This is a genomic window from Neorhizobium tomejilense (assembly GCF_964254135.1).
In the GTDB taxonomy this organism is placed as follows: domain Bacteria; phylum Pseudomonadota; class Alphaproteobacteria; order Rhizobiales; family Rhizobiaceae; genus Neorhizobium; species Neorhizobium tomejilense.
Genome location: NZ_CAXUSO020000001.1, coordinates 3,768,320 through 3,787,607, shown reverse-complemented (window position 1 = coordinate 3,787,607; position 19,288 = coordinate 3,768,320). Strand labels below are relative to the sequence as shown.

Annotated in this window: 19 protein-coding genes; 18 read left to right on the top strand and 1 reads right to left on the bottom strand. The window is 63.3% G+C overall.

The window, feature by feature from the left end; genetic code table 11:
* Window positions 1-40 precede the first annotated feature (40 nt).
* The 16 genes from ACSQ3G_RS18765 (at window position 41) to ACSQ3G_RS18690 (ending at window position 16,463) form a co-directional block, all read left to right on the top strand.
* Window positions 41-1,054 carry an ABC transporter ATP-binding protein gene (locus tag ACSQ3G_RS18765; RefSeq protein ID WP_436111089.1) on the top strand — a complete coding sequence of 338 codons (1,014 nt, stop codon included), beginning with the start codon at window positions 41-43 and terminating at the stop codon, window positions 1,052-1,054.
* Window positions 1,051-2,034: an ABC transporter ATP-binding protein gene (locus tag ACSQ3G_RS18760; protein WP_436111088.1), complete on the top strand. Its 984-nt coding sequence runs from the start codon at window positions 1,051-1,053 to the stop codon at window positions 2,032-2,034. The genes ACSQ3G_RS18765 and ACSQ3G_RS18760 overlap by 4 nt, the downstream gene beginning before the upstream one ends.
* Before the next feature lie 12 nt (window positions 2,035-2,046).
* A complete protein-coding gene (locus ACSQ3G_RS18755; RefSeq protein ID WP_436111087.1) occupies window positions 2,047-2,973 on the top strand; it encodes an ABC transporter permease in 927 nt (308 codons plus the stop codon).
* A gap of 12 nt (window positions 2,974-2,985) precedes the next feature.
* The gene (locus ACSQ3G_RS18750) at window positions 2,986-3,867 is read left to right on the top strand and encodes an ABC transporter permease (protein WP_436111086.1); all 882 of its coding nucleotides are present in this window, start codon (window positions 2,986-2,988) and stop codon (window positions 3,865-3,867) included.
* A gap of 376 nt (window positions 3,868-4,243) precedes the next feature.
* Window positions 4,244-4,897: a TerC family protein gene (locus ACSQ3G_RS18745; RefSeq protein WP_436111085.1), complete on the top strand. Its 654-nt coding sequence runs from the start codon at window positions 4,244-4,246 to the stop codon at window positions 4,895-4,897.
* Between the two features lie 278 nt (window positions 4,898-5,175).
* Window positions 5,176-6,132: a VOC family protein gene (locus ACSQ3G_RS18740; protein ID WP_046665259.1), complete on the top strand. Its 957-nt coding sequence runs from the start codon at window positions 5,176-5,178 to the stop codon at window positions 6,130-6,132.
* Between the two features lie 15 nt (window positions 6,133-6,147).
* The gene (locus ACSQ3G_RS18735) at window positions 6,148-6,876 is read left to right on the top strand and encodes a PIG-L deacetylase family protein (RefSeq protein WP_046665258.1); all 729 of its coding nucleotides are present in this window, start codon (window positions 6,148-6,150) and stop codon (window positions 6,874-6,876) included.
* 16 nt (window positions 6,877-6,892) lie between these two features.
* On the top strand, window positions 6,893-7,564 hold the full coding sequence (gene ligK, locus ACSQ3G_RS18730) for a 4-carboxy-4-hydroxy-2-oxoadipate aldolase/oxaloacetate decarboxylase (RefSeq protein WP_436111084.1): 672 nt from the start codon (window positions 6,893-6,895) through the stop codon (window positions 7,562-7,564).
* Between the two features lie 53 nt (window positions 7,565-7,617).
* Window positions 7,618-8,673, top strand: coding sequence for a 4-oxalomesaconate tautomerase (locus ACSQ3G_RS18725; protein WP_436111083.1), 1,056 nt, complete (start codon window positions 7,618-7,620; stop codon window positions 8,671-8,673).
* A 15-nt stretch (window positions 8,674-8,688) separates the two neighbouring features.
* Window positions 8,689-9,561 (top strand): NAD(P)-dependent oxidoreductase, encoded by an 873-nt coding sequence (locus ACSQ3G_RS18720; RefSeq protein WP_436111082.1) that lies wholly within the window; start codon window positions 8,689-8,691, stop codon window positions 9,559-9,561.
* Window positions 9,562-9,742: 181 nt separating this feature from the next.
* Entirely contained in the window at window positions 9,743-10,477 is a 735-nt protein-coding gene (locus tag ACSQ3G_RS18715; RefSeq protein WP_436111081.1) for a GntR family transcriptional regulator, read from the top strand.
* Window positions 10,478-10,638: 161 nt separating this feature from the next.
* A complete protein-coding gene (gene ligM / locus ACSQ3G_RS18710; RefSeq protein WP_046626242.1) occupies window positions 10,639-12,051 on the top strand; it encodes a vanillate/3-O-methylgallate O-demethylase in 1,413 nt (470 codons plus the stop codon).
* Between the two features lie 92 nt (window positions 12,052-12,143).
* Window positions 12,144-13,067: a methylenetetrahydrofolate reductase gene (locus ACSQ3G_RS18705; RefSeq protein ID WP_436111080.1), complete on the top strand. Its 924-nt coding sequence runs from the start codon at window positions 12,144-12,146 to the stop codon at window positions 13,065-13,067.
* An 81-nt stretch (window positions 13,068-13,148) separates the two neighbouring features.
* Window positions 13,149-14,399 carry a LysR family transcriptional regulator gene (locus ACSQ3G_RS18700; RefSeq protein WP_436111079.1) on the top strand — a complete coding sequence of 417 codons (1,251 nt, stop codon included), beginning with the start codon at window positions 13,149-13,151 and terminating at the stop codon, window positions 14,397-14,399.
* Between the two features lie 96 nt (window positions 14,400-14,495).
* Window positions 14,496-15,275, top strand: coding sequence for an IclR family transcriptional regulator (locus ACSQ3G_RS18695; protein ID WP_436111078.1), 780 nt, complete (start codon window positions 14,496-14,498; stop codon window positions 15,273-15,275).
* Between the two features lie 174 nt (window positions 15,276-15,449).
* Complete coding sequence (locus tag ACSQ3G_RS18690) at window positions 15,450-16,463, top strand: amidohydrolase family protein (protein WP_436111077.1); 1,014 nt, start codon at window positions 15,450-15,452, stop codon at window positions 16,461-16,463.
* 54 nt (window positions 16,464-16,517) lie between these two features.
* On the opposite strand, the gene ACSQ3G_RS18685 is transcribed toward ACSQ3G_RS18690, so the two are convergent.
* Entirely contained in the window at window positions 16,518-17,321 is an 804-nt protein-coding gene (locus ACSQ3G_RS18685; RefSeq protein ID WP_436111076.1) for an MBL fold metallo-hydrolase, read from the bottom strand.
* 197 nt (window positions 17,322-17,518) lie between these two features.
* Here ACSQ3G_RS18685 and ACSQ3G_RS18680 point away from each other — a divergent pair, with 197 nt between their 5' ends.
* Both ACSQ3G_RS18680 and ACSQ3G_RS18675 read left to right on the top strand, forming a co-directional pair.
* Complete coding sequence (locus ACSQ3G_RS18680) at window positions 17,519-18,598, top strand: acyltransferase family protein (protein ID WP_436111075.1); 1,080 nt, start codon at window positions 17,519-17,521, stop codon at window positions 18,596-18,598.
* A gap of 59 nt (window positions 18,599-18,657) precedes the next feature.
* On the top strand, window positions 18,658-19,239 hold the full coding sequence (locus ACSQ3G_RS18675; protein ID WP_436111074.1) for a DUF2239 family protein: 582 nt from the start codon (window positions 18,658-18,660) through the stop codon (window positions 19,237-19,239).
* Window positions 19,240-19,288 lie beyond the last annotated feature (49 nt).

The following is a 19,288-nucleotide window of genomic DNA, read 5'->3' as shown; positions in this document are numbered from 1 at the left end:
CGTCGGCCGGAAACGGCGGAAGGCAGGAGTATGGCGGGATATGGATAGAGCATCGTCCAATCTGGTGGAGTTGCGCGACCTCAAGGTCGCTTTCGACGGCGTTCAGGTTCTGCACGGCATCGATCTCAACGTGGGTCGGGGTGAAGCGGTCGGTCTCGTCGGAGAGTCGGGATGCGGAAAGTCGGTGACGTGGCTTGCGGCTCTGGGGCTGCTTCCCGGCAAGGCGAGTGTCACCGGTTCCGTGCAGCTCGATGGACAGGAGCTTGCCGGCGGTTCCCGCGAGGCATTCGAACGGGTGCGTGGCGGCCGGATCGCGATGATCTTCCAGGACCCGTCGAGCTCGCTCAATCCGGTGCTCCGGATCGGCCGCCAGATCGTCGAGGCGCTGGCGCTGCATCGTGGGCTCAGGGGCGACCCGGCCAGACGAGAGGCGCTGCGGCTCTTGGACATGGTCGGCATTCCCGATGCCCGCCGCCGTTTCGACCTCTACCCCCACGAATTCTCGGGCGGCCAATGTCAGCGGCTGATGATCGCCATGGCGCTTGCCGGCGAGCCGGACCTGTTGATCGCCGACGAGCCGACCACCGCGCTCGACGCCACGATCCAGGCGCAGATTCTCGACCTGCTGATCCAGCTCCGGGCCGAGACCGGCATGGCGACGGTGTTCATCAGCCACGATCTCGGTGCCGTTTCACAAGTCTGCGAACGGGTCTGCGTCATGTATGCCGGCCGGATCGTCGAACAGGGCAGCGTCGCCCAGCTCTTCTCCGAGCCGCGCCATCCCTATACGCGCGGTCTTTTCGACGCGATCCCGCGGATCGACGGTCCCCGCCACCGGCTCATCCCCATCCCCGGCACGGTTCCGAACCCGAAACATCTGCCCGAAGGCTGTTCCTTCTCGCCGCGCTGTTTTCGCGCGGTCGAGGCCTGTCGCAGCGAGCGCCCTGCGCTCGAGACGTCGACCGATGGCCGGCAGCTCGCCTGCTTCCGGCCGGTTCCGGCCAATGAGCCTGTCGAGGCAAGAACCAGAGTGACCGAGGACATGCTGCTATGACCGCCCTCATCGAAGCGGACAATCTCGTTCGCATCTACCAGATCCGCCGCGGCATCTTTGCGCGGCCGCATCCGGTGCGCGCCGTGGACGGCATCTCGCTGGCGCTGAAGCCCGGCGAGACGCTGGGTGTGGTCGGCGAGTCCGGCTCGGGCAAATCGACGCTCGGCCGGATGCTGCTCGGTATCGACGCCGCACAGGGCGGCGAAGTCCGGTTCGAAGGCAAGCCGATGCCGCATCTGAAGACGCCGCAATGGCGCGCCCTGCGGGCGAAGATGCAGTTCGTCTACCAGGATCCGCTGGCAGCCCTCGACCGGCGCGTGACGATCGCAAAACAGATCGGCGAGCCGCTGGAGATCCACAAGCTCATTCCGAAGCAGCATCAGGAAGCCCGCGTTGCCGAGCTGATGACGGCCGTCGGCCTGCGTCCGGATCAGGCCGGGCGTTACCCCCACGAACTGTCGGGCGGCCAGCGGCAGCGGGCCGTGATCGCTCGCGCGCTTGCCGCGCGCCCCAAGCTTCTGGTCTGCGACGAGCCGGTGTCCGCGCTCGACGTCTCCATCCAGGCGCAGGTGGTCAACATGCTGCGCGACCTGCAGGAGCAGAACGGCATCGCCATGGTCTTCATCAGCCACGACCTCAAGGTGGTGCGCAATATCGCCGACCGGGTGGCGGTGATGTATCTCGGCCGGATCGTCGAGGAAGCCTCTTCCGACGTGATTTTCCACTCGCCGCAACATCCCTATACCAAGGCGCTGGTCTCCAGCGTGCCGGTGCCGGGCAAGATTCTCGAAGGACGCGTCATCCTCCAGGGCGAACCGCCGAACCCGGCCAATCGTCCGTCCGGCTGCGCCTTCCATCCGCGCTGTGCGCTGGCACGGGATGTCTGTCGTTCCGTCGTGCCGCAGCTTCGCCCGATCGGCAATGGCCGCACGGCCGCTTGCCATGTCGTTGCCGGCGAAGCCGCCTCGATCGCAGCCTGAGAGGAGCCTTCGATGATCCGCTTCGTAGCCGTTCGGCTCCTTCGGGCCTTGATCACCATCTTTGCCGTCGTCACTTTTGCCTTCGTTGTGCTGCGTATGTCGGGCGACCCGGCCCAGGTCATGCTCGGCCCGGACGTGCCCCAGGAGGCCGTCGACGCGTTCCGCCGTGCCTGGGGACTCGACCAGCCGCTCTGGGTCCAATACCTCGCCTATATCAAATCGATCTTCACCGGCGATTTCGGCGTGTCGATGCGCGACAAGGCGTCGGCGCTGGATCTGGTTCTGCAGCGCGTGCCTGCGACGCTGCAGCTGACCCTGCCGGCGCTGCTGCTGAAGCTGTTGTTGGGCATACCAGCCGGCGTCTACGCGGCGCTGCATCGCCAGAGTTTCGCCGATCGCGGCGTGATCCTGCTGGCGGTCCTCGGCTTCACGATCCCGTCCTTCGTGATGGGCCTGGTGCTGGTGCTGATCTTTGCGGTCATCCTCGGGGTGTTGCCCTCCGGCGGCCAGGATACATGGGTGCATGGCATCCTGCCGACGATCACCATGAGCATCGGCGGCATCGGCATCCTCGCCCGTTTCTCGCGCAGCGCCATGATCGAGGTGATGGGCCAGCCTTATATCCGCACCGCCTCCGCCAAGGGCCTGAAATGGCCTGATGTCGTCTGGAACCATGCGTTGCCGAATGCGGCCGTGCCGATCGTGACGATCGTCGGCTTCATGGTCGGTTCGCTGATCGCCGGCGCCGTCGTGGTCGAATCGATCTTCTCGTGGCCGGGCATCGGACGCCTGCTGATCGTCTCGGTCGGCAACCGCGACCTCGCTGTCGTCCAGTGCATCCTGCTGATCATCGCGGCCACCATGGTGGTTTCGAACCTCGTCGTCGACCTGCTCTACGGTTGGCTCGACCCCCGCCTTCGCTCCAACGCGGCGCATTGAGGACAAAGAGATATGGCTACGATCAATCTGTCGGAAACCTCGCGGACGCCCGGCTGGTATGCGACGTTCATCTCGCGCCTGCGCCGCAACGTGCCATTCACCGTCGGCCTCGGCATTCTCTGGCTGGCGGCCATGGTTGCGGTTGCGATCTTCGCCGACCAGATCCGCCCCTACAACATCACCGCGATGGACCTGTCGAGCCGGCTTTCCCATCCAGGCGCCCTGAAACACCTGCTCGGCACTGATGAGCTCGGCCGCGACGTGCTTTCGCGCCTCCTCCAGTCGGTCCGGGTGTCGCTGATCATCGCCTTCGGCGCCACCATCCTGTCTGCGGTGTTCGGCACGGCGCTCGGCTTTGCGGCCGCGCAGTTCCGGGGTGCGGTCGAACATCTCGTGCTGGTGCTTGCCGATTTCCAGGCGGCGCTGCCGTTCCTGATCATGTCGCTCGCGGTGCTCGCCTTTTTCGGCTCGTCCATGGTGCTGCTCGTCTGCCTCATGGGGTTCTACGGCTGGGAGCGTTACGCCCGCATCGCCCGCGGCCTGGCGATCTCGGCAAGCTCGCAAGGCTATGCGGCCTCCGTCGTGCAGCTCGGCGCAACACCGGCGCGGGTCTATTTCCACCACATCCTGCCGAACGTCGCCTCGACGCTGATCGTCTCGATGACGCTGACCTTCCCGGAAATCATCCTGATGGAAAGCGGTCTTTCCTTCCTCGGCCTCGGCGTGCAGCCGCCGGAGACGAGCCTTGGCAACATGGTGGGTTTCGGGCGCGAATACCTGACCCGCGCGCCGTGGATCATGCTTGCTCCATCGGTCGTAATCATGCTGACGACCCTGTCGATCAGCATTGTCGGTGACTGGCTGCGCGACAAGCTCGACCCCACCCTTTCGTAATCCCGGTGTGGTTCGCTGCAAGCCCGGTGGCCACTTCCACCGATGCCGCTCTTGGGCGCTGTGGGCAGATTACAACGGATCGTCAACGATCCCGGGCGAAAACAGCCCAAAACCGGCTGTTTCATAAACTCGCCACTTGAGTTTCCGCGATCATGCCGCTAAATCTCACGCCACCAGGACCGGGCCCCTCTGACAGTTCATGCTTGAGCTGTGATGTCGGACTGGATTTAGTCCAACTTGGGTGCCTGGTGTTCGTGGAAATCATGTGACGACAACGGCGGTGACCTACGACAGGCGGAAATGCAGGTCGTGAGCGTCTCAAGTTCGTCTCGGTCCACTCGCGGGCACTCCCGCCTTTTGAGAGATTGGGTGCCAAATGATGGAATTCTTTACGCCGGAGGCATTGTCCGCCCTCCTGCAGGTTATCATGATCGACCTCGTGCTGGCCGGCGACAATGCGATCGTCATCGGCCTTGCCGCCGCCGGCCTGCCGAAGGAACAGCGGTCCAAAGCCATTCTGGTCGGTATCATCGCAGCGACAGTGCTGCGTATCGGTTTCGCGCTTGCCACGACCCAGCTTCTGCAGATCGTCGGCCTGCTGCTGGCCGGTGGTGTCCTGCTTCTCTGGGTCTGCTGGAAGATGTGGCGCGAGTTGCGCACGCCCCATCAGCATGAGGACGAAGCCAACGAAGCGCTGCAGGATGCCGACCTCAATGCCGATGGCACGATCGCCGGCGGGGCTCCGCGCAAGACTTTCGCCCAGGCTGCCTGGCAGATCGTCATTGCCGACGTCTCCATGTCGCTCGACAACGTGCTTGCCGTCGCGGGTGCTGCCCACGAACATCCGGGTGTGCTGATTTTCGGCCTGATCCTCTCGATCGCGCTGATGGGTATTGCGGCAAGCTTCATCGCCCGCCTGCTCAACAAGCATCGCTGGATTGCCTATGTCGGTCTTGCCGTCATCCTTTACGTGGCGCTCGAGATGATCTGGCGCGGCTTTCACGAAGTCGCACCTTATCTCGGCGCGTAATATCGCCTGGCGCGGCGGTTCTGCCGCCGCGCCCTTTCCTTCGGGCCTCTGACGCCCGTCTTTGCCCGCCGTTTGCCGGGCGGTTTTTCCTGATCTCAACCAAAACTTATGCCGCGTCAGCAGAACCTATTCGTCAGGCTGCCGATCTGCTTTTATGTCTTCATGCCAAGCTGCGGCGCCCATGCGCCGGCCGTGTTGGAGTGGAGGACGCGGGCTCGATTTTTGGAGGAGATGCGCCTGTCCGCCGGGCGCGATAGATCGACCATCTAGGAAAAGCCATGACCGAACCCTGTTATGATGTCGCCCATCTCGGCCACGTCGAGCTTTATTCAGACCGTTTCGACGAGTCGCTCGACTTTTTCACCCGTGTCTACGGGCTGACCGAAAGCGGCCGCGAGGGCGACAGCGTCTATCTGCGCGCCTATGACGACTACGAATTCCACACGTTGAAGCTCACCAGGCATCACACCACCGGTGTCGGCCACATCGCTTATCGCACCTCGTCCGCCGAAGCGCTGGAGCGCCGTGTCAGGGTAATCGAGGAAAAGGGCTGGGGCGTCGGCTGGACGGAAGGAGACCTCGGTCATGGTCGCGCCTATCAGTTCAAGAGCCCCGACGGCCATCTGTTCGAGCTCTACTGGGACACCAGGGAATATGTGGCGCCGCCGGAAGAAAAGCCGGCGCTCAAGAACATCGCCCAGCGTTACCATGGCCGCGGCGCAAGCCCGCGCCGCCTCGACCACGTCAACCTGCTTGCTGCCGATGTCAGCCTGATCCGCGAGTTCATGACCACGGCGCTCGGCAGCCGGGTCACCGAAATGATCCAGCTCGACAACGGCCGGATCGGCGGCTGCTGGTTCACCATTAACAACAAGACCTATGACCTTGCCTGCTCCGAGGACCATACCGGTTCGCACGGCCGTTTCCACCATGTCACCTATGCCTGCGACCAGCGCGAGGACATTTTGCGCGCCGCCGACATCTTCCTGGAAAACGGCGTTCACATCGAATCCGGCCCGCACAAGCATGCGATCCAGGGCACGTTCTTCCTCTACGTCTGGGAGCCCGCCGGCAACCGCGTCGAGCTTGCCAATGCAGGCGCGCGCCTGATCCTTCGGCCGGACTGGAAGCCGGTCGTCTGGACTGAAGCCGACCGCAAGAAGGGCCAGGCCTGGGGCATGAAGACGATCGAAACCTTCCACACGCACGGCACGCCGCCGGTGGCACACAAGTAAGTCAAGAGGCATCCCATGGCAAAGACAGCATTGGTCATCAGCGCCCATTCGGCGGATTTCGTCTGGCGTTGCGGCGGCGCGATCGCACTTCACGAGGAAAAGGGCTACGACGTCACCGTCGTCTGCCTGTCCTATGGCGAGCGCGGCGAAAGCGCCAAGCTCTGGAAAAACCCGGGCATGACGCTTGAAAAGGTGAAGACCGAGCGCCGCAGGGAAGCGGAAAACGCGGCCAAAGCGCTAGACGTCACCGACATCCAGTTCTTCGATCTCGGCGACTACCCGCTGGTCGTCGATCAGGACGCCAAGTTCAAGCTGGTCGACGTGATCCGCAAGGTTCAGCCGGAATTCATGCTCTCCCATTCCAAGTGGGATCCCTACAATACCGACCACATGTACGCGACGCAGGTTGCGATCGAGGCACGCATGATCGCCCAGGCCTGGGGCCACAATCCGGGCGAAAAGATTCTTGGGGCGCCGCAGCTCTACCTGTTCGAACCGCACCAGACCGAACAGATGGAGTGGAAGCCGGATGTCTTCCTCGACATCTCTCCCGTCTGGGAAAAGAAGTGGGCGGCCATCCAGTGCATGGAAGGCCAGGAACATCTCTGGGACTTCTACAAGAACGTCGCCGAGAACCGCGGCAACCACTTCATGCGCAATTCCGGCGGCCAGGCCAGTGGACGCAAGTCGACCCATGCGGAAGGCTTCCAGTCGGTCTTCCCGCGCACCGTCGACGAACTTTGATAGGGGACGAACTCTGATGCCGGTCGTCGTCCAGAATATCGAACGCGCGGATCAGTCGGTCATCGACCGGCTGGCAGCCTGCGGTGTCGCAACCGTCCATGAGGCGCAGGGCCGCAAGGGCCTGCTCGCCAGCTACATGCGGCCGATCTATCCGGGTGCGCGCCTCGCGGCGAGCGCCGTCACCATCTCCGCACCTCCGGGCGACAACTGGATGCTGCACGTGGCGATCGAGCAGTTGAAGGCGGGTGACATCCTGCTGCTCGCCCCGACCAGCCCCTGCGAAGACGGTTATTTCGGCGACCTGCTCGCCACCTCCGCGCAGGCGCGCGGCTGCAAGGGCCTGATCATCGACGCCGGCGTGCGTGACGTGGTCGATCTGACCCAGATAAAATTCCCGGTCTGGTCGAAGGCGGTCTATGCCCAGGGCACGGTCAAGGAAACGCTCGGTTCGGTCAACATTCCGGTCGTCTGCGCCGGTGCCTATGTCCGGCCGGGCGACGTGATCGTCGCCGACGACGACGGCGTCTGCGTGGTTGCCCGTGAAGAAGCCGAAGCGGTTGCCAAGAAGGCGGAAACCCGGGTTGCGGCCGAAGAAGACAAACGCAAGCGGCTTGCCGCCGGCGAACTCGGCCTCGATATCTATGACATGCGCGGCAAGCTCGCCGAAAAAGGCCTGAAGTATATCTGAGCGGTGGAGGCCGCTTTCCCTTCTCCCCGCTGGGGAGAAGAAGGGAGATCGAGATGAGTGACATTGATACCGGCGTGCGCTGCATGTGGATGCGTGGCGGCACCTCCAAGGGCGGGTATTTCCTCGCCTCCGACCTGCCGGCCGACCGTGACAATTTTCTTCTGCGGGCTATGGGATCGCCCGATCCCCGCCAGATCGACGGCATGGGCGGCGCCCATCCGTTGACCTCCAAGGTGGCGGTGGTTCGGAAATCCAAGCGGGAAGGGGTCGATGTCGACTATCTGTTCCTGCAGGTCTTCGTCGACCAGCCGATCGTCACCGACGCGCAGAACTGCGGCAATATCCTTGCCGGCATCGGGCCTTTTGCCATCGAGCGCGGGCTGGTGGCGGCAAAGGGCGAAAAAACCGAAGTCTCGATCTTCATGGAAAACACCGGGCAGATCGCCATTGCGACGATCGAAACGCCCGGCGGCCAGGTGACCTACAAGGGCGAGGCCCGGATCGACGGGGTGCCGGGAACTTCGGCGCCGGTGCCGATCGTATTTGCCGATACGGCCGGCTCCTCCTGCGGCGCGCTGCTGCCGACCGGAAACGCGGTCGACCTCATCGAAGGCATTGCCTGCACGCTGATCGACAACGGCATGCCCTGCGTCGTCATGCGTGGCGATGTGCTCGGCATTACCGGCACCGAGAGCCCCAAGGATCTCGAAGCGAACCAGGAACTGCGCGCCAAGCTGGAGGCGATCCGGCTGAAGGCTGGGCCGATGATGAACCTCGGCGACGTTACCAAAAAATCCGTTCCGAAGATGACCATGGTTTCGGCGCCGACGGCGGGCGGGGCGATCTCGACCCGGACCTTCATCCCGCATACGTGCCATGATGCGATCGGCGTGCTCGGTGCTGTCAGCGTCGCGACCGCCTGCCTCCTGCCGGAAGGTCCGGCTTCGGAACTGGCCGTCATTCCGGAAGGCGACGAGAAGCTGCTGTCGATCGAACATCCGACCGGCGAGATGAGCGTCATTGCCACCATGAAGGGCGGCGAAGTCTATCGCGCGGCGGTGCTGCGCACGGCGCGCAAGCTTTTCGACGGCGTGGTTTTCGGCGACTGAGAGTAGGGCACGGCCATGAGGATCGCATTTCTGGGTTTTGGCGAGGCGGCACGCGCCTTTCACGACAGCCTGGCGCCGAAGCTCGAGAACGGCGAATTCGGTGCCTACGATCTGCTGCTCGACGATGCCGAGAAGGCGGGCGAGATGCAGGCGGCGATGGCGAGCCGCGGCGTGCAGGCGGAAGCGTCGCCTGCGGGTCTTGCCGATGCCGAGTGGATCTTCAGCGCGGTCACCGCCGACCAGAGCCTGGTTGCCGCCCGATCGATCGTGCCGCATCTCGGCCAGGGCGCGCTCTTGATCGACATCAATTCCGTGTCCCCCGGCCGCAAACGCGAGACTGCCGCGCTGGTCAACCAGGCCGGTGCCGACTATCTCGACATGGCCGTCATGGCGCCGGTCCATCCGAAGGGCCATGCGACCCCGGTTCTGATTGCTGGCAAGAGCGCCGCCGAGCTACTGGAGCGTTTCCGCGGCCTCGGCTTCAGCGCTGATGTTGCGGGCGAGACGGTCGGTTCGGCGACGGCCATCAAGATGGTGCGCTCGGTGTTCGTCAAGGGCCTGGAAGCGATCACCGTCGAGGCGCTGCTTGCGGCGGAGGCCTCGGGTTGTTTCGAGGAAATTTTAGCCTCGCTCTCCCAAAGCTTTCCGGGCCTCGACTGGTCGAAATTCCCGGATTACCAGTTCGAGCGCACGACCCGCCACGGCCGTCGCCGGGCCGCCGAGATGCGCGAAAGCGGCGTTACCCTCGATGCGCTGGGGCTGAACGGCGGTCTTGCCCGCGAGATTGCCGCCGTCCAGGACGAGATGGCGGGGAGCGGCGCAAAGCCGGCCAGCGATCTCAGGGAAACCGTTGCGCGGGTCCTTTCGGCGCGGCGCCAAGGCAAATAAGCTCGCCTCTTCAGCGCGTTGCCTTGTATACGCGCCATGCATTTGCGCTCCAAACCCGCACCGTCATCCACAGCCTCTGCCCCCTGTATACATGAGGCTTGGCCAATCCATCAGATGTGGCTAAGATTTGGGGATCGACAGGCGGAGGTTGCGCCGGCTTGTCTCAGGCAAAGGTGCGGATTTGGAAGAGACCTCGAGAACGACCCACACGATGCGCGCGCTGATGGAGCTGCGCAAGAAGATCCTGAGCGGCGACTACCCGGGCGGCACTCGGCTCTTCGAAGTTTCGCTGGCCGAGACGCTGCAGATTTCCCGGACGCCGGTGCGCGAGGTGATGTCGCGTCTTGCGGAGGAGGGATTGCTCGACCGGTTGGCGAATGGCGGTTTCGTGGTCCGAAGCTTCACCTATGCGGATGCCGTCGATGCGATAGAGCTGCGCGGCGTGCTGGAAGGGACAGCGGCGCGGCTTGCCGCCGAACGCGGCGTCTCCCAGGCAGGATTGGATCAGCTTCGGGAAATCCAGGCCCGGCTTGACGATTGTTTCGGCGAAGCCGCGGACGAGGTGGATCTGGAAGCCTATTCGGAGGCGAACGCAAGGTTTCATGTGGTGCTGGTCGAGCTTTCCGGCAGCACGGTAATCCAGCGGGAGGTCGAGCGCGCGACACGGCTGCCGTTCGCGTCGCCATCGGCTTTCCTGTCAGGCCGGGCCCACGTGGCGGCCTTCCGTCAGTCGCTGCATATTGCGCAGGAACAACATCGCACCTTGGTGCAGGCAATCGCCGGGCGCGAGGGCGCACGGGCGGAGTTCATCGCCCGCGAGCACGCCCGCATCGCCCGCAAGAACCTCGAATACGCCGTGTTCGAGGATCCGGAACTGATGCTCACCGTTCCGGGCCTGGTGCTCCTCAACTCCTGAGACCCGACCGCCTGCCGCGAGTTTTGATGGACGGAAGCCTTCGGTTTACTATCCCCGAGGCGATCATCAGCCTGCCGAATATTTCCCCTTGAATTTGTCTTCCGATGCCGTCATGTATACACGACATTGCAAGCCACAGACAAACCATAGGGAGGAATTCCGTGACTCAGGCCAATCTCACTCAAGTTTTGAAGGATGCGGGCAACACCGTCGAGCATCTGCGCAACTCCAAGACCGGCATCTATGTATACCCGGTCGTGGCTCCGGAATTCTCCAACTGGCGTTCGGAACAGGCTGCATGGCGTGAAGGCGCGGTTCTTTTCGACCAGTCGCATCACATGGACGAATTGGTCGTCGAAGGCCCGGACGCCGCCAAGTTCCTCGAGAGCCTGTCGATCAACAGCTTTGCCAATTTCGGCGTCGACCGCGCCAAGCACTACGTTCCGGTGACGCCTGCCGGTCATGTCATCGGCGACATGATCATCTTCCGCGAAACGGAAGAAAAGTTCGTCCTCGTCGGCCGTGCACCGACCGCCAACTGGCTGCTCTACAACGCGTCGCTCGGCAAATATAACGTCAAGCTGACCCACGACCCGCGTTCACCTTCGCGCCCGGACGGCAAGCTCGTCACCCGCATCCACTACCGCTTCCAGATCCAGGGTCCGGATGCGCCGAAGGTCTTCGAAAAGATGAACGGCGGCCCGATCCCGGAGATCAAGTTCTTCCACGTCGACTGGATCAATGTCGGCGGCCGCAAGGTTCAGGCTCTGCGCCACGGCATGGCCGGCGCTCCGGGTCTCGAAATCTGGGGTCCGTATGCGGAGAAGGACGAAGTCCGCGCCGCCATCATCAAGGCTGCTGAAGAAGCCGGCGTCGATCTGCGCCCGGTCGGCAGCCGCGCCTATGCCACCAACACCCTGGAATCCGGCTGGATCCCGTCGCCGCTTCCGGCGATCTACACCGGCGACGAACTGCAGGCCTATCGCGACTGGCTTTCTGCCCAGAGCTACGAAGCTTCGGGCTCGATCGGCGGCAGCTACGTCTCCGACAAGATCGAAGACTACTACCTCAACCCCTACGAACTCGGCTACGGCGTTTACGTCAAGTTCGACCACGACTTCGTCGGCCGCGCGGCCGTCGAAAAGCAGAAGGCAACCCCGCAGCGCCGCAAGGTCACCTTCGAGTGGAATTCCGACGACGTCGTCAAGGTCATCGCCTCGGCTTTCCAGCCCGGCGAACAGGCCGCCAAGTGGATCGACTTCCCGCTCTCCAACTACGCCTCGTCGAGCTTCGACAAGGTATTGAAGGACGGCAAGGTCGTCGGCCTGTCGATGTTCAACGGCTATAGCTACAACGAGCGTTCCATGCTGTCGCTCGGCGTAGTCGATGCCGACATCGAGGAAAACGACATCCTGACGCTCATCTGGGGCGAGCCGGATGGCGGTACCTCCAAGACCTCCGTCGAGCAGGGCCATAAGCAGGCTGAGATCCGCGTTCGTGTCGCAGCGGTGCCCTACGCCCAGGAAGCGCGTGAAAATTACGCCGAAAGCTGGCGCACAAAGAAGGCCCTCTAATCGATGGGCGTGCGAGAACGGGCTGTTCTCGCACGCCGCTCCGTCCGTCTGACCGGACGTTTTTCACTGGCTAAACGGGGGGAGGATCAACAATGGCATTTTTGAATCTGTTCAGGGGCAAGCAGGAAGAGAGGTCCGTGGAGCCGGCCAGCTTCAGGGACCTTATCGACGGCTATTCCATCGAAGTCATGCCGCGCACGGCGGCCAAGATCGAAGATTTCAAGGCACTGCTGCCGAAGGGCACCCGGGTCTATATCGCCCATATCGACGGAACGCCGATCGAGGACATGGTGCAGACCGCAAGGCGCCTGCACGAAGACGGCTTCCCCGTCATGCCGCATTTTCCCTCCCGCATCATTGCAAGCCATGCGATCCTGGAGGACTGGATCAAGCGCTACAGAAACGAGGCGGGCGTGGAACAGGCGCTGCTGCTCGGCGGCGGCGTATCGACGCCCGCAGGCGATTTCGACAGTTCCATCCAGCTGATCGAGACCGGCCTGTTCGACCGCTACGGCTTCAAGCGGCTGCATGTCGCCGGCCACCCGGAAGGCAACAAGGACATCGACAAGGACGGCGGCTACAGGATCGTCGACGAGGCGTTGAAGTTCAAGCAGGCGTATTCCGAGCGCACCGATGCGGAGATGGCGATCGCCACGCAGTTCGCCTTCGATGCCAAGCCGGTCATCGCCTGGGCCGAGCGCATCGCTGCCGCCGGCGTCAAGCTGCCGATCCATCTCGGCATTGCCGGACCGACCAAATTGCAGACGCTCATCAAGTTTGCCATCGCCTGCGGCGTCGGCCCCTCGCTCGGCGTGCTGCAGAAGCGCGCGATGGATCTCAGCAAGCTCCTGGTTCCCTACGAGCCGACGGAAGTGCTGACCGAGATCGCCGATTACAAGGCTTCCCATCCGGAGAGCCTGATCCAGCAGATCCATGTCTTCCCGCTCGGCGGCATCCGCGCCAGCGCGGAATGGATGAACGAACAGCTGACCGGCGAGCGGAACGTCGCACCGTGAATTAACCGAAGCGGGGCAAGTGCCGGACTTGCACCGTTTCGACCCGCTGCCGGGAGGAGAAAGGCAGGGGAGGACAGGCACGTGGACTATCCCAATCTGCGCCATATCCGTCTTTTCTGCGCCTGCCTGCGCACTGGCTCGCTGACGCGGGCGGCCGATATCGTCGGCGTGACCCAGCCGGCGGCCTCACAGGCGATTTCCCGCCTCGAAGACCGCTTTGGAACGCGGCTTCTCGAGCGCGGGCCCGGCCATGCGATGGCGACGCCGGCAGGCCGGGTCGTCCAGACCCGGTCGCTCAGGGCGCTCGATCTCATCCGGACCGGCTGCCAGAAGCTCCAGGCGGATTCGGGTTCGCGCGGCTCCGGTGCCGATGCAAGGCTGACGATCTCCCATCTGCGCGCCCTGCAGGCCTTTGCCCAGACCGGAGGGTTTCCGGGTGCCGCGCGTATCCTCGACCAATCGGGTGCCGCGGTTCAGCGCACGGCGCGCAACGCGGAGGCAATCCTCGGCACTAGCCTCTTCGAGGCCGATGGCCGCGCGACGCGGTTCACCGGTGCCGGTCGCGCCGTTGCCCGCTGGGCCGGCCTTTCGCTGAAAGAGCTCGGCAACGCCACCGAGGAAGTGCAGGAACTGCGCGGCAAGTTCGATGGCCTGGTATCGATCGGCGCGCTGCCCATGGCGCGCACCACCATCGTGCCCGATGCGATTGCCTCGCTGGCCCTCACCCATCCGCTGGCGCGGTTCGAGATCCTCGAAGGCAGCTACGAGCAGCTCCTCAGCGATCTGGAAATGGGGCATATCGATTTTCTGATCGGCGCGCTGCGCAGCCGCCTGACGCCGACACTCGGCCAAGAGCCGCTTTTCGATTTTCGGCTGGCGGTCGTCGCGGGTGCCGGTCATCCGCTTTCGGGCAAGACGGAGGTCTCGCTTGCCGAACTTGCCTCCTATCCATGGGTGGTGGCGCGCAAGGGCACGCCCAACCGCAACACGTTCGATGCCTTGGCTGCGAAGTTTCCCGATGGACCGCAGATGCAGGGGACCGTCGAGACCGGTTCGCTGACGGCGTTGCGCGGCATCCTGATGCAGACGGACCGGTTGGCGCTGCTGTCCCGCCACCAGATCCGGCATGAGTTGAAGGCCGGGTTCCTGGCGCTTCTGAACTATGAAGTGCCGGGAAAGCCGCTGTCGATCGGCATTACCACCCGCCGCAACTGGCAGCCGACCGCTCTCCAGGCGGAATATCTGGCGGCGATCCGGCGTGTGGTCGCGACGGAGGAGGCGGTCAGCGCTCTTGGCGGCAGCCGCCTGCCTCCGCTGAAGGCGGCCGAGTAGCACCACTTGCCATTGCAGTTTTCGCAGTTATCGTTATTGCCGCATAGGTCCGGCCGGTCTGATGTCGCGCGCCGTCAGGAAAGAGCGGGAGCATCTTTGAGAAAAAAGGCCGTCAACAGTCTCGAACGCCTTCAGGCGGTACTTGAGGTTTTCACCGAGGACCGTCTGGAATGGACCCCGGAAGAGCTGATGGAGGAGCTGGGTTATAGCCGGCCGACACTCTATCGCTATCTCAAGATCCTGAAGGACAGCGGTTTCCTCACCTCCATGCCGAATACCGGCTTCACGCTGGGCCCAAGGGTGGTGGAGATGGATTATCTCCTGCGGAAATCCGACAATCTCATCCTGTCCGGCGCGCCCTACCTCCAGAAGCTCACGGGGAAATACGAGTGCACGGCGCTTCTGGTGCGCTGGTACGGCGAAAAGATCCTCTGCGTCGATTCGATCAGTTCCAGCCGCGAAGCGATCAGCAGCTATCCGCGCGGGCGGCCGATGCCGCTCAGCCGGGGCGCGATCGGCCGGTCCATCGTCGCCTTCCTGCCGCGCCGCAATCTCCTGCCGCTGATCAATCGCACGCTCGGCGACTGGCAGGCGGCGGGCGCCGGCGATACCGTGGAAGCCGTCCTCGATGGGCTGAAGTCGGTGCGCAAGAAGGGTTACGCCGTGGCTCATGGCGAGGTGACACCCGGTGTCGTCGGTTTCGCGGCACCGATCTTCGATGCTGGCCAAAGCCCCATCGCCAGCTTTTCCGTAACGATCGCTCAAGAACACGCCAGCGGCTCCGCGGTGGAGGATATCGGCCGGGAAGTCTTGCTTGCAGCCGGTGAGATCACCGCCGCGCTGGCCTCGCATCGACACAGGATTTCTAGTCGATAATCTCATAATGCAAGAAAATGTGTTGACTTTCTGTGGCTGCCTTCGCATTTTGCCGCAACGGAGCATGGCCGGGATCTCGGCATCGCTCGGCTCGCGGATTTTTTAAACGCCTCGGGGCACTGGACTTCCCTTAAGTTCGCGGTGCCGTAGCAGGACGGACAGGAGGAGCATTCCATGAAGAAGATCGACGCTTTCAACCACATTTGGCCGAAGCCTTTTTTCGACAAGCTGATCGGCTATATCGGCACGATGACCGACGTCACCATGCGCTCGGGCGCGGTGCCGATGATGACGGACCTCGACCGTCGTTTCCAGGTGATGGACATGTTCGGCGGCGACTACCAGCAGGTCCTGTCGCTCGCTTCCCCGCCTCTTGAAAAGCTGGCAGGCCCCGACCGCGCCTATGACCTCGGTCGGATCGGCAACGATTCCCAGAAGGAACTGTGCGACAAATATCCGGAACGCTTCCCGGCCTTCATCGCCACCGTGCCGATGGAAAACCAGGAATGGATGATGGCGGAAACCAAGCGGGTCGTCGAAGATCTCGGCGCCTGTGCAGTCCAGATCTTCACCAATTACAGCGGCAAGCCGCTCGACCTGCCGCAGTTCGAGCCCTTTTTCGAATACATGGCAAAGTCGGGCAAGCCGGTCTTCCTGCATCCGTCGCGCGGCGCCAACTTCCCGGACTACCTGACCGAAGACCGTTCGGAATACGAGATCTTCTGGACCTTCGGCTGGCCGTATGAAACCTCGGCGGCAATGGCGCGCCTCGTGTTCTCGCGCATCTTCGACAAGTACAAGGGTCTCAAGGTCGTCACCCATCATGCCGGCGGCATGGTGCCCTTCTTCGAAGGCCGCGTCGGTGCCGGCTGGGACCAGATGGGCAAGCGCACGTCCGATCGCGACCTTTCGGTCGTGCTGAAGGCGCTGGAGCGCCCGCATCTCGAATACTTCAAGGAATTTTATGCCGACACGGCGAGCTTCGGTTCGACCAAGGCAATCGAGCATGCCATCGAATTTTTCGGCGAAGACCGCGTGCTGTTCGCGTCCGACGCACCGTTCGATCCGGAAGGTGGCCCGATGTACATCCGCGAGACCATCCAGGTTCTCGACAACATGGACATCTCCGACGCCACCCGCCAGAAGATCTACGAGGGCAATGCCAAGAAGCTTCTCGGCCTGAAATAAGCGATCCAGTTCTCGAGATTATCGGACGCGCGGGCGGCAACGCCCGCGCGTTCTTCATTTGGAGAGCCGGTCGATATACCGCCTGGCGGAGCGGGCGACGATCGCCTGGCCGTCCTGGCGGACATTCTGATGCGAGAAAGCGCCGTAGATCCGCTCGAAAGGCCAAAGCGCCAGCCGCTCCGCGACATCGGCAACTTCAGCGGCGCTGAGCGGCAGCATGTTGGGGTAGCTCCACATGAAGGAGACATGGTCGGCGCCCGGCGTGACCTGGACGATATCTCCGGCCAGCAGCACGCCCTTGTCGTCTTCGCCCGTCCAATGCAGGACGGTGCCGCCGGCAAAGTGTCCGCCGCCATGAACCAGCGTGACGGAGGAGGAAAGCACCAGCGCATCTTCGTCCCACAGCCGGACGTGATCCGAGGGACGGCAGATCCACTCCTTGTCCGCGGCATGCAGATAGATCGGCGCGTCGAAGGCGGCGGCCCAATCCTGCATGGTCGTGTAATAGTGCGGATGGGAGATCGCGATGGCGCTGAGGCCGCCCAGCGACTGGACGATCGCCCTGGTCGCGTCGTCGAGGAGCGCGATGCAATCCCAAAGGATGTTTCCCGCCGGCGTGCGAAGCAGCAGGGCCCTCTGGTTGATGGCGAAGGCTGGAACGGTCTGGATCGCAAACAGCTCCGGTTCGAGCTGCGTCCAAGAATTTCGGTGCGTCCGTGCGAGCTTTTCCGTCGTCGTCCAGGCTTGGCCGGAAGGCGGTATATATTGGCGCTCGTCTGTGCAGATGGGGCACGCTTCCGGCGCTTCCTCGGCTTCCTGAAAGGAAGTGCCGCAGGCGCCGCAGAGAAAAACCGACATCGAAACCTCCCTCGGGACTGTCCATGGGTCCCGTCATGAATTTGACAGGAAACGATATTCGTCAAGGAAAGTGAAGTCCTTGGCGTTACCTGAGGCTGGCCAGCCGGAACCGCTCGTATTCTCGGGGAAGGATTCACCTTTTCCAAAGGCAGGTGCGATAGGGTCCGGCCTCAAGCTATTTCACCCCAGAGGATCGGATGACGGCCCCGAAGACGCCAAGGCTGCTGAACCTGGATATCCTGCGCCTCGTCTCGGCGCTGATGGTGCTGACGTTCCATTACGGTTTCCGCATGCAGATTTCCGACGAGGGCGGTGGCATCGGCTTTCCGGAACTCGCACCCTTTGCCATGTGGTTCGATACCGGCCTGCTGATCTTCTTTGCGATTTCCGGCTATGTCATCACCATGTCGGCGGAAGGCCGCACGGCCTATGATTTTGCCGCCGGACGCTTCGCGCGGCTCTGGCCGACCTTCATCGTCTGCGCGACGATCACCGCCGTCGTGCTCGCCGTCTGGCATGTGCCGACCTTGGATCCGCCGACGGTCAGGCAATGGCTGGCGCATGTCGTCATCATCTCGCGCGGCCTCGGCCAGCCATTTCTCGACGGTGCCTATTGGACGATCGCCTACGAGATCATCTTCTACGGCTGGGTTTTCCTGCTGATCGCCACCGGCCTTTTCGAACGCGGCTGGCGCGTTGTCGTGCTGGCGTGGCTGGCGATTTCGATCGTCAACGAGGCCTTCATCGGCAGCGGCGCGATCCAGAAACTGCTGATTACCGAATATTCCGGCTATTTCGCCTTCGGCCTGGCGCTCTACAAGGTGAGGCAGCATGCATCCCCTTCGAGCCTCTGCGTGCTCGCAGCCACCGTCTGCTGGGCAATCGCCACACCCTTCCTGTCCGAACCGGATTTCATCGCAACATACGGGCTGAGCCGCAGCGCCGTCGGGCTCGCGCTCATCGGGCCACTGGCGCTGGCAGCAGTTGCGGTCTGCGCCACGGCGCCGTCGATGCGCATTTCTCCGGCACTGTCGATCGGGCTCGGCGGCCTCACCTATCCGCTCTACCTGCTGCACCAGAATATCGGTTACGCGGTGTTTGCCCGTTTCGGCACGGATCAGAACCGCTGGCTCGTAGCCCTCGTGCTGGTTGCTGCCCTGCTCTCCGTCGCCTGGGTGATCGCAAGGACTATCGAACCGCCGGCGCGGCGGACGATCATCCGCGCTGCTGGTCCTCTTCGCGACGGTTTGGGGCGCCTCAGACAGCGGACCGCGTGATCCGGATTGACGGGGTAATTTTACCCGGATAAATTCTCCTCTCAAGACAGAGGGAGCAGATGGCAGATTTTCATTGGACAGCTTTTCGGGGTGAAACCCGTATTGCGGGCGGATCGCCGGTCGAGGTCGTCGCGGCGATCAAGGCCGGTGGCCAGGAAAGCGTTCTGGTTTTCGACGATGCGACGGGAAAGCCGGTCGATCTCGATCTCCGCGGCACACTCGAAGACTGTCTCGCTCGCCTCCCCAGGGATGATGTGGAGCCTGTCGAGCCGGTGGAACGGCGGCCCGGGCGGCCGAAGCTCGGCGTGGTGCCACGCGAGGTGACACTGCTGCCGCGGCATTGGGAGTGGCTCGGCCAGCAACCGGGCGGCGCCTCGGTGGCTCTGCGCAAGCTCGTCGATGCGGCGCGCGCAGCCAGCAGTTCGGGAGATGATAGGCGCCGGGCTCGGGAGGCCGCCGACCGTTTCATGCGGGCGCTCGGCGGGGATCAGCCGGGATATGAGGACGCGGCGCGGGCGCTCTATGCGGGGCGGGAAGATCGCTTCAGGGAGCTGACGGAGAGCTGGCCGAAGGATGTCCGGGACCACGCCCGATATCTCGCCCGGGCCGCATTCGGGGCTGGCCCTGCCGAAGAAAAATAACTCCCGTTATTTCGGGTAGTCGCCAAAAAAAGCCGCGGATACCGGGCAA

Bases quoted from the DNA above. Each gene is read 5' to 3' on its own strand.
- ACSQ3G_RS18750 (WP_436111086.1), top strand. From the start codon at position 2,986: ATGGCTACGATCAATCTGTCGGAAACCTCGCGGACGCCCGGCTGGTAT.
- ACSQ3G_RS18675 (WP_436111074.1), top strand. From the start codon at position 18,658: ATGGCAGATTTTCATTGGACAGCTTTTCGGGGTGAAACCCGTATTGCG.
- ACSQ3G_RS18765 (WP_436111089.1), top strand. From the start codon at position 41: ATGGATAGAGCATCGTCCAATCTGGTGGAGTTGCGCGACCTCAAGGTC.
- ACSQ3G_RS18760 (WP_436111088.1), top strand. From the start codon at position 1,051: ATGACCGCCCTCATCGAAGCGGACAATCTCGTTCGCATCTACCAGATC.
- ACSQ3G_RS18755 (WP_436111087.1), top strand. From the start codon at position 2,047: ATGATCCGCTTCGTAGCCGTTCGGCTCCTTCGGGCCTTGATCACCATC.
- ACSQ3G_RS18680 (WP_436111075.1), top strand. From the start codon at position 17,519: ATGACGGCCCCGAAGACGCCAAGGCTGCTGAACCTGGATATCCTGCGC.
- ACSQ3G_RS18735 (WP_046665258.1), top strand. From the start codon at position 6,148: ATGGCAAAGACAGCATTGGTCATCAGCGCCCATTCGGCGGATTTCGTC.
- ligK (WP_436111084.1), top strand. From the start codon at position 6,893: ATGCCGGTCGTCGTCCAGAATATCGAACGCGCGGATCAGTCGGTCATC.
- ACSQ3G_RS18745 (WP_436111085.1), top strand. From the start codon at position 4,244: ATGATGGAATTCTTTACGCCGGAGGCATTGTCCGCCCTCCTGCAGGTT.
- ACSQ3G_RS18705 (WP_436111080.1), top strand. From the start codon at position 12,144: ATGGCATTTTTGAATCTGTTCAGGGGCAAGCAGGAAGAGAGGTCCGTG.
- ACSQ3G_RS18690 (WP_436111077.1), top strand. From the start codon at position 15,450: ATGAAGAAGATCGACGCTTTCAACCACATTTGGCCGAAGCCTTTTTTC.
- ACSQ3G_RS18725 (WP_436111083.1), top strand. From the start codon at position 7,618: ATGAGTGACATTGATACCGGCGTGCGCTGCATGTGGATGCGTGGCGGC.
- ACSQ3G_RS18685 (WP_436111076.1), bottom strand. From the start codon at position 17,321: ATGTCGGTTTTTCTCTGCGGCGCCTGCGGCACTTCCTTTCAGGAAGCC.
- ACSQ3G_RS18720 (WP_436111082.1), top strand. From the start codon at position 8,689: ATGAGGATCGCATTTCTGGGTTTTGGCGAGGCGGCACGCGCCTTTCAC.
- ACSQ3G_RS18740 (WP_046665259.1), top strand. From the start codon at position 5,176: ATGACCGAACCCTGTTATGATGTCGCCCATCTCGGCCACGTCGAGCTT.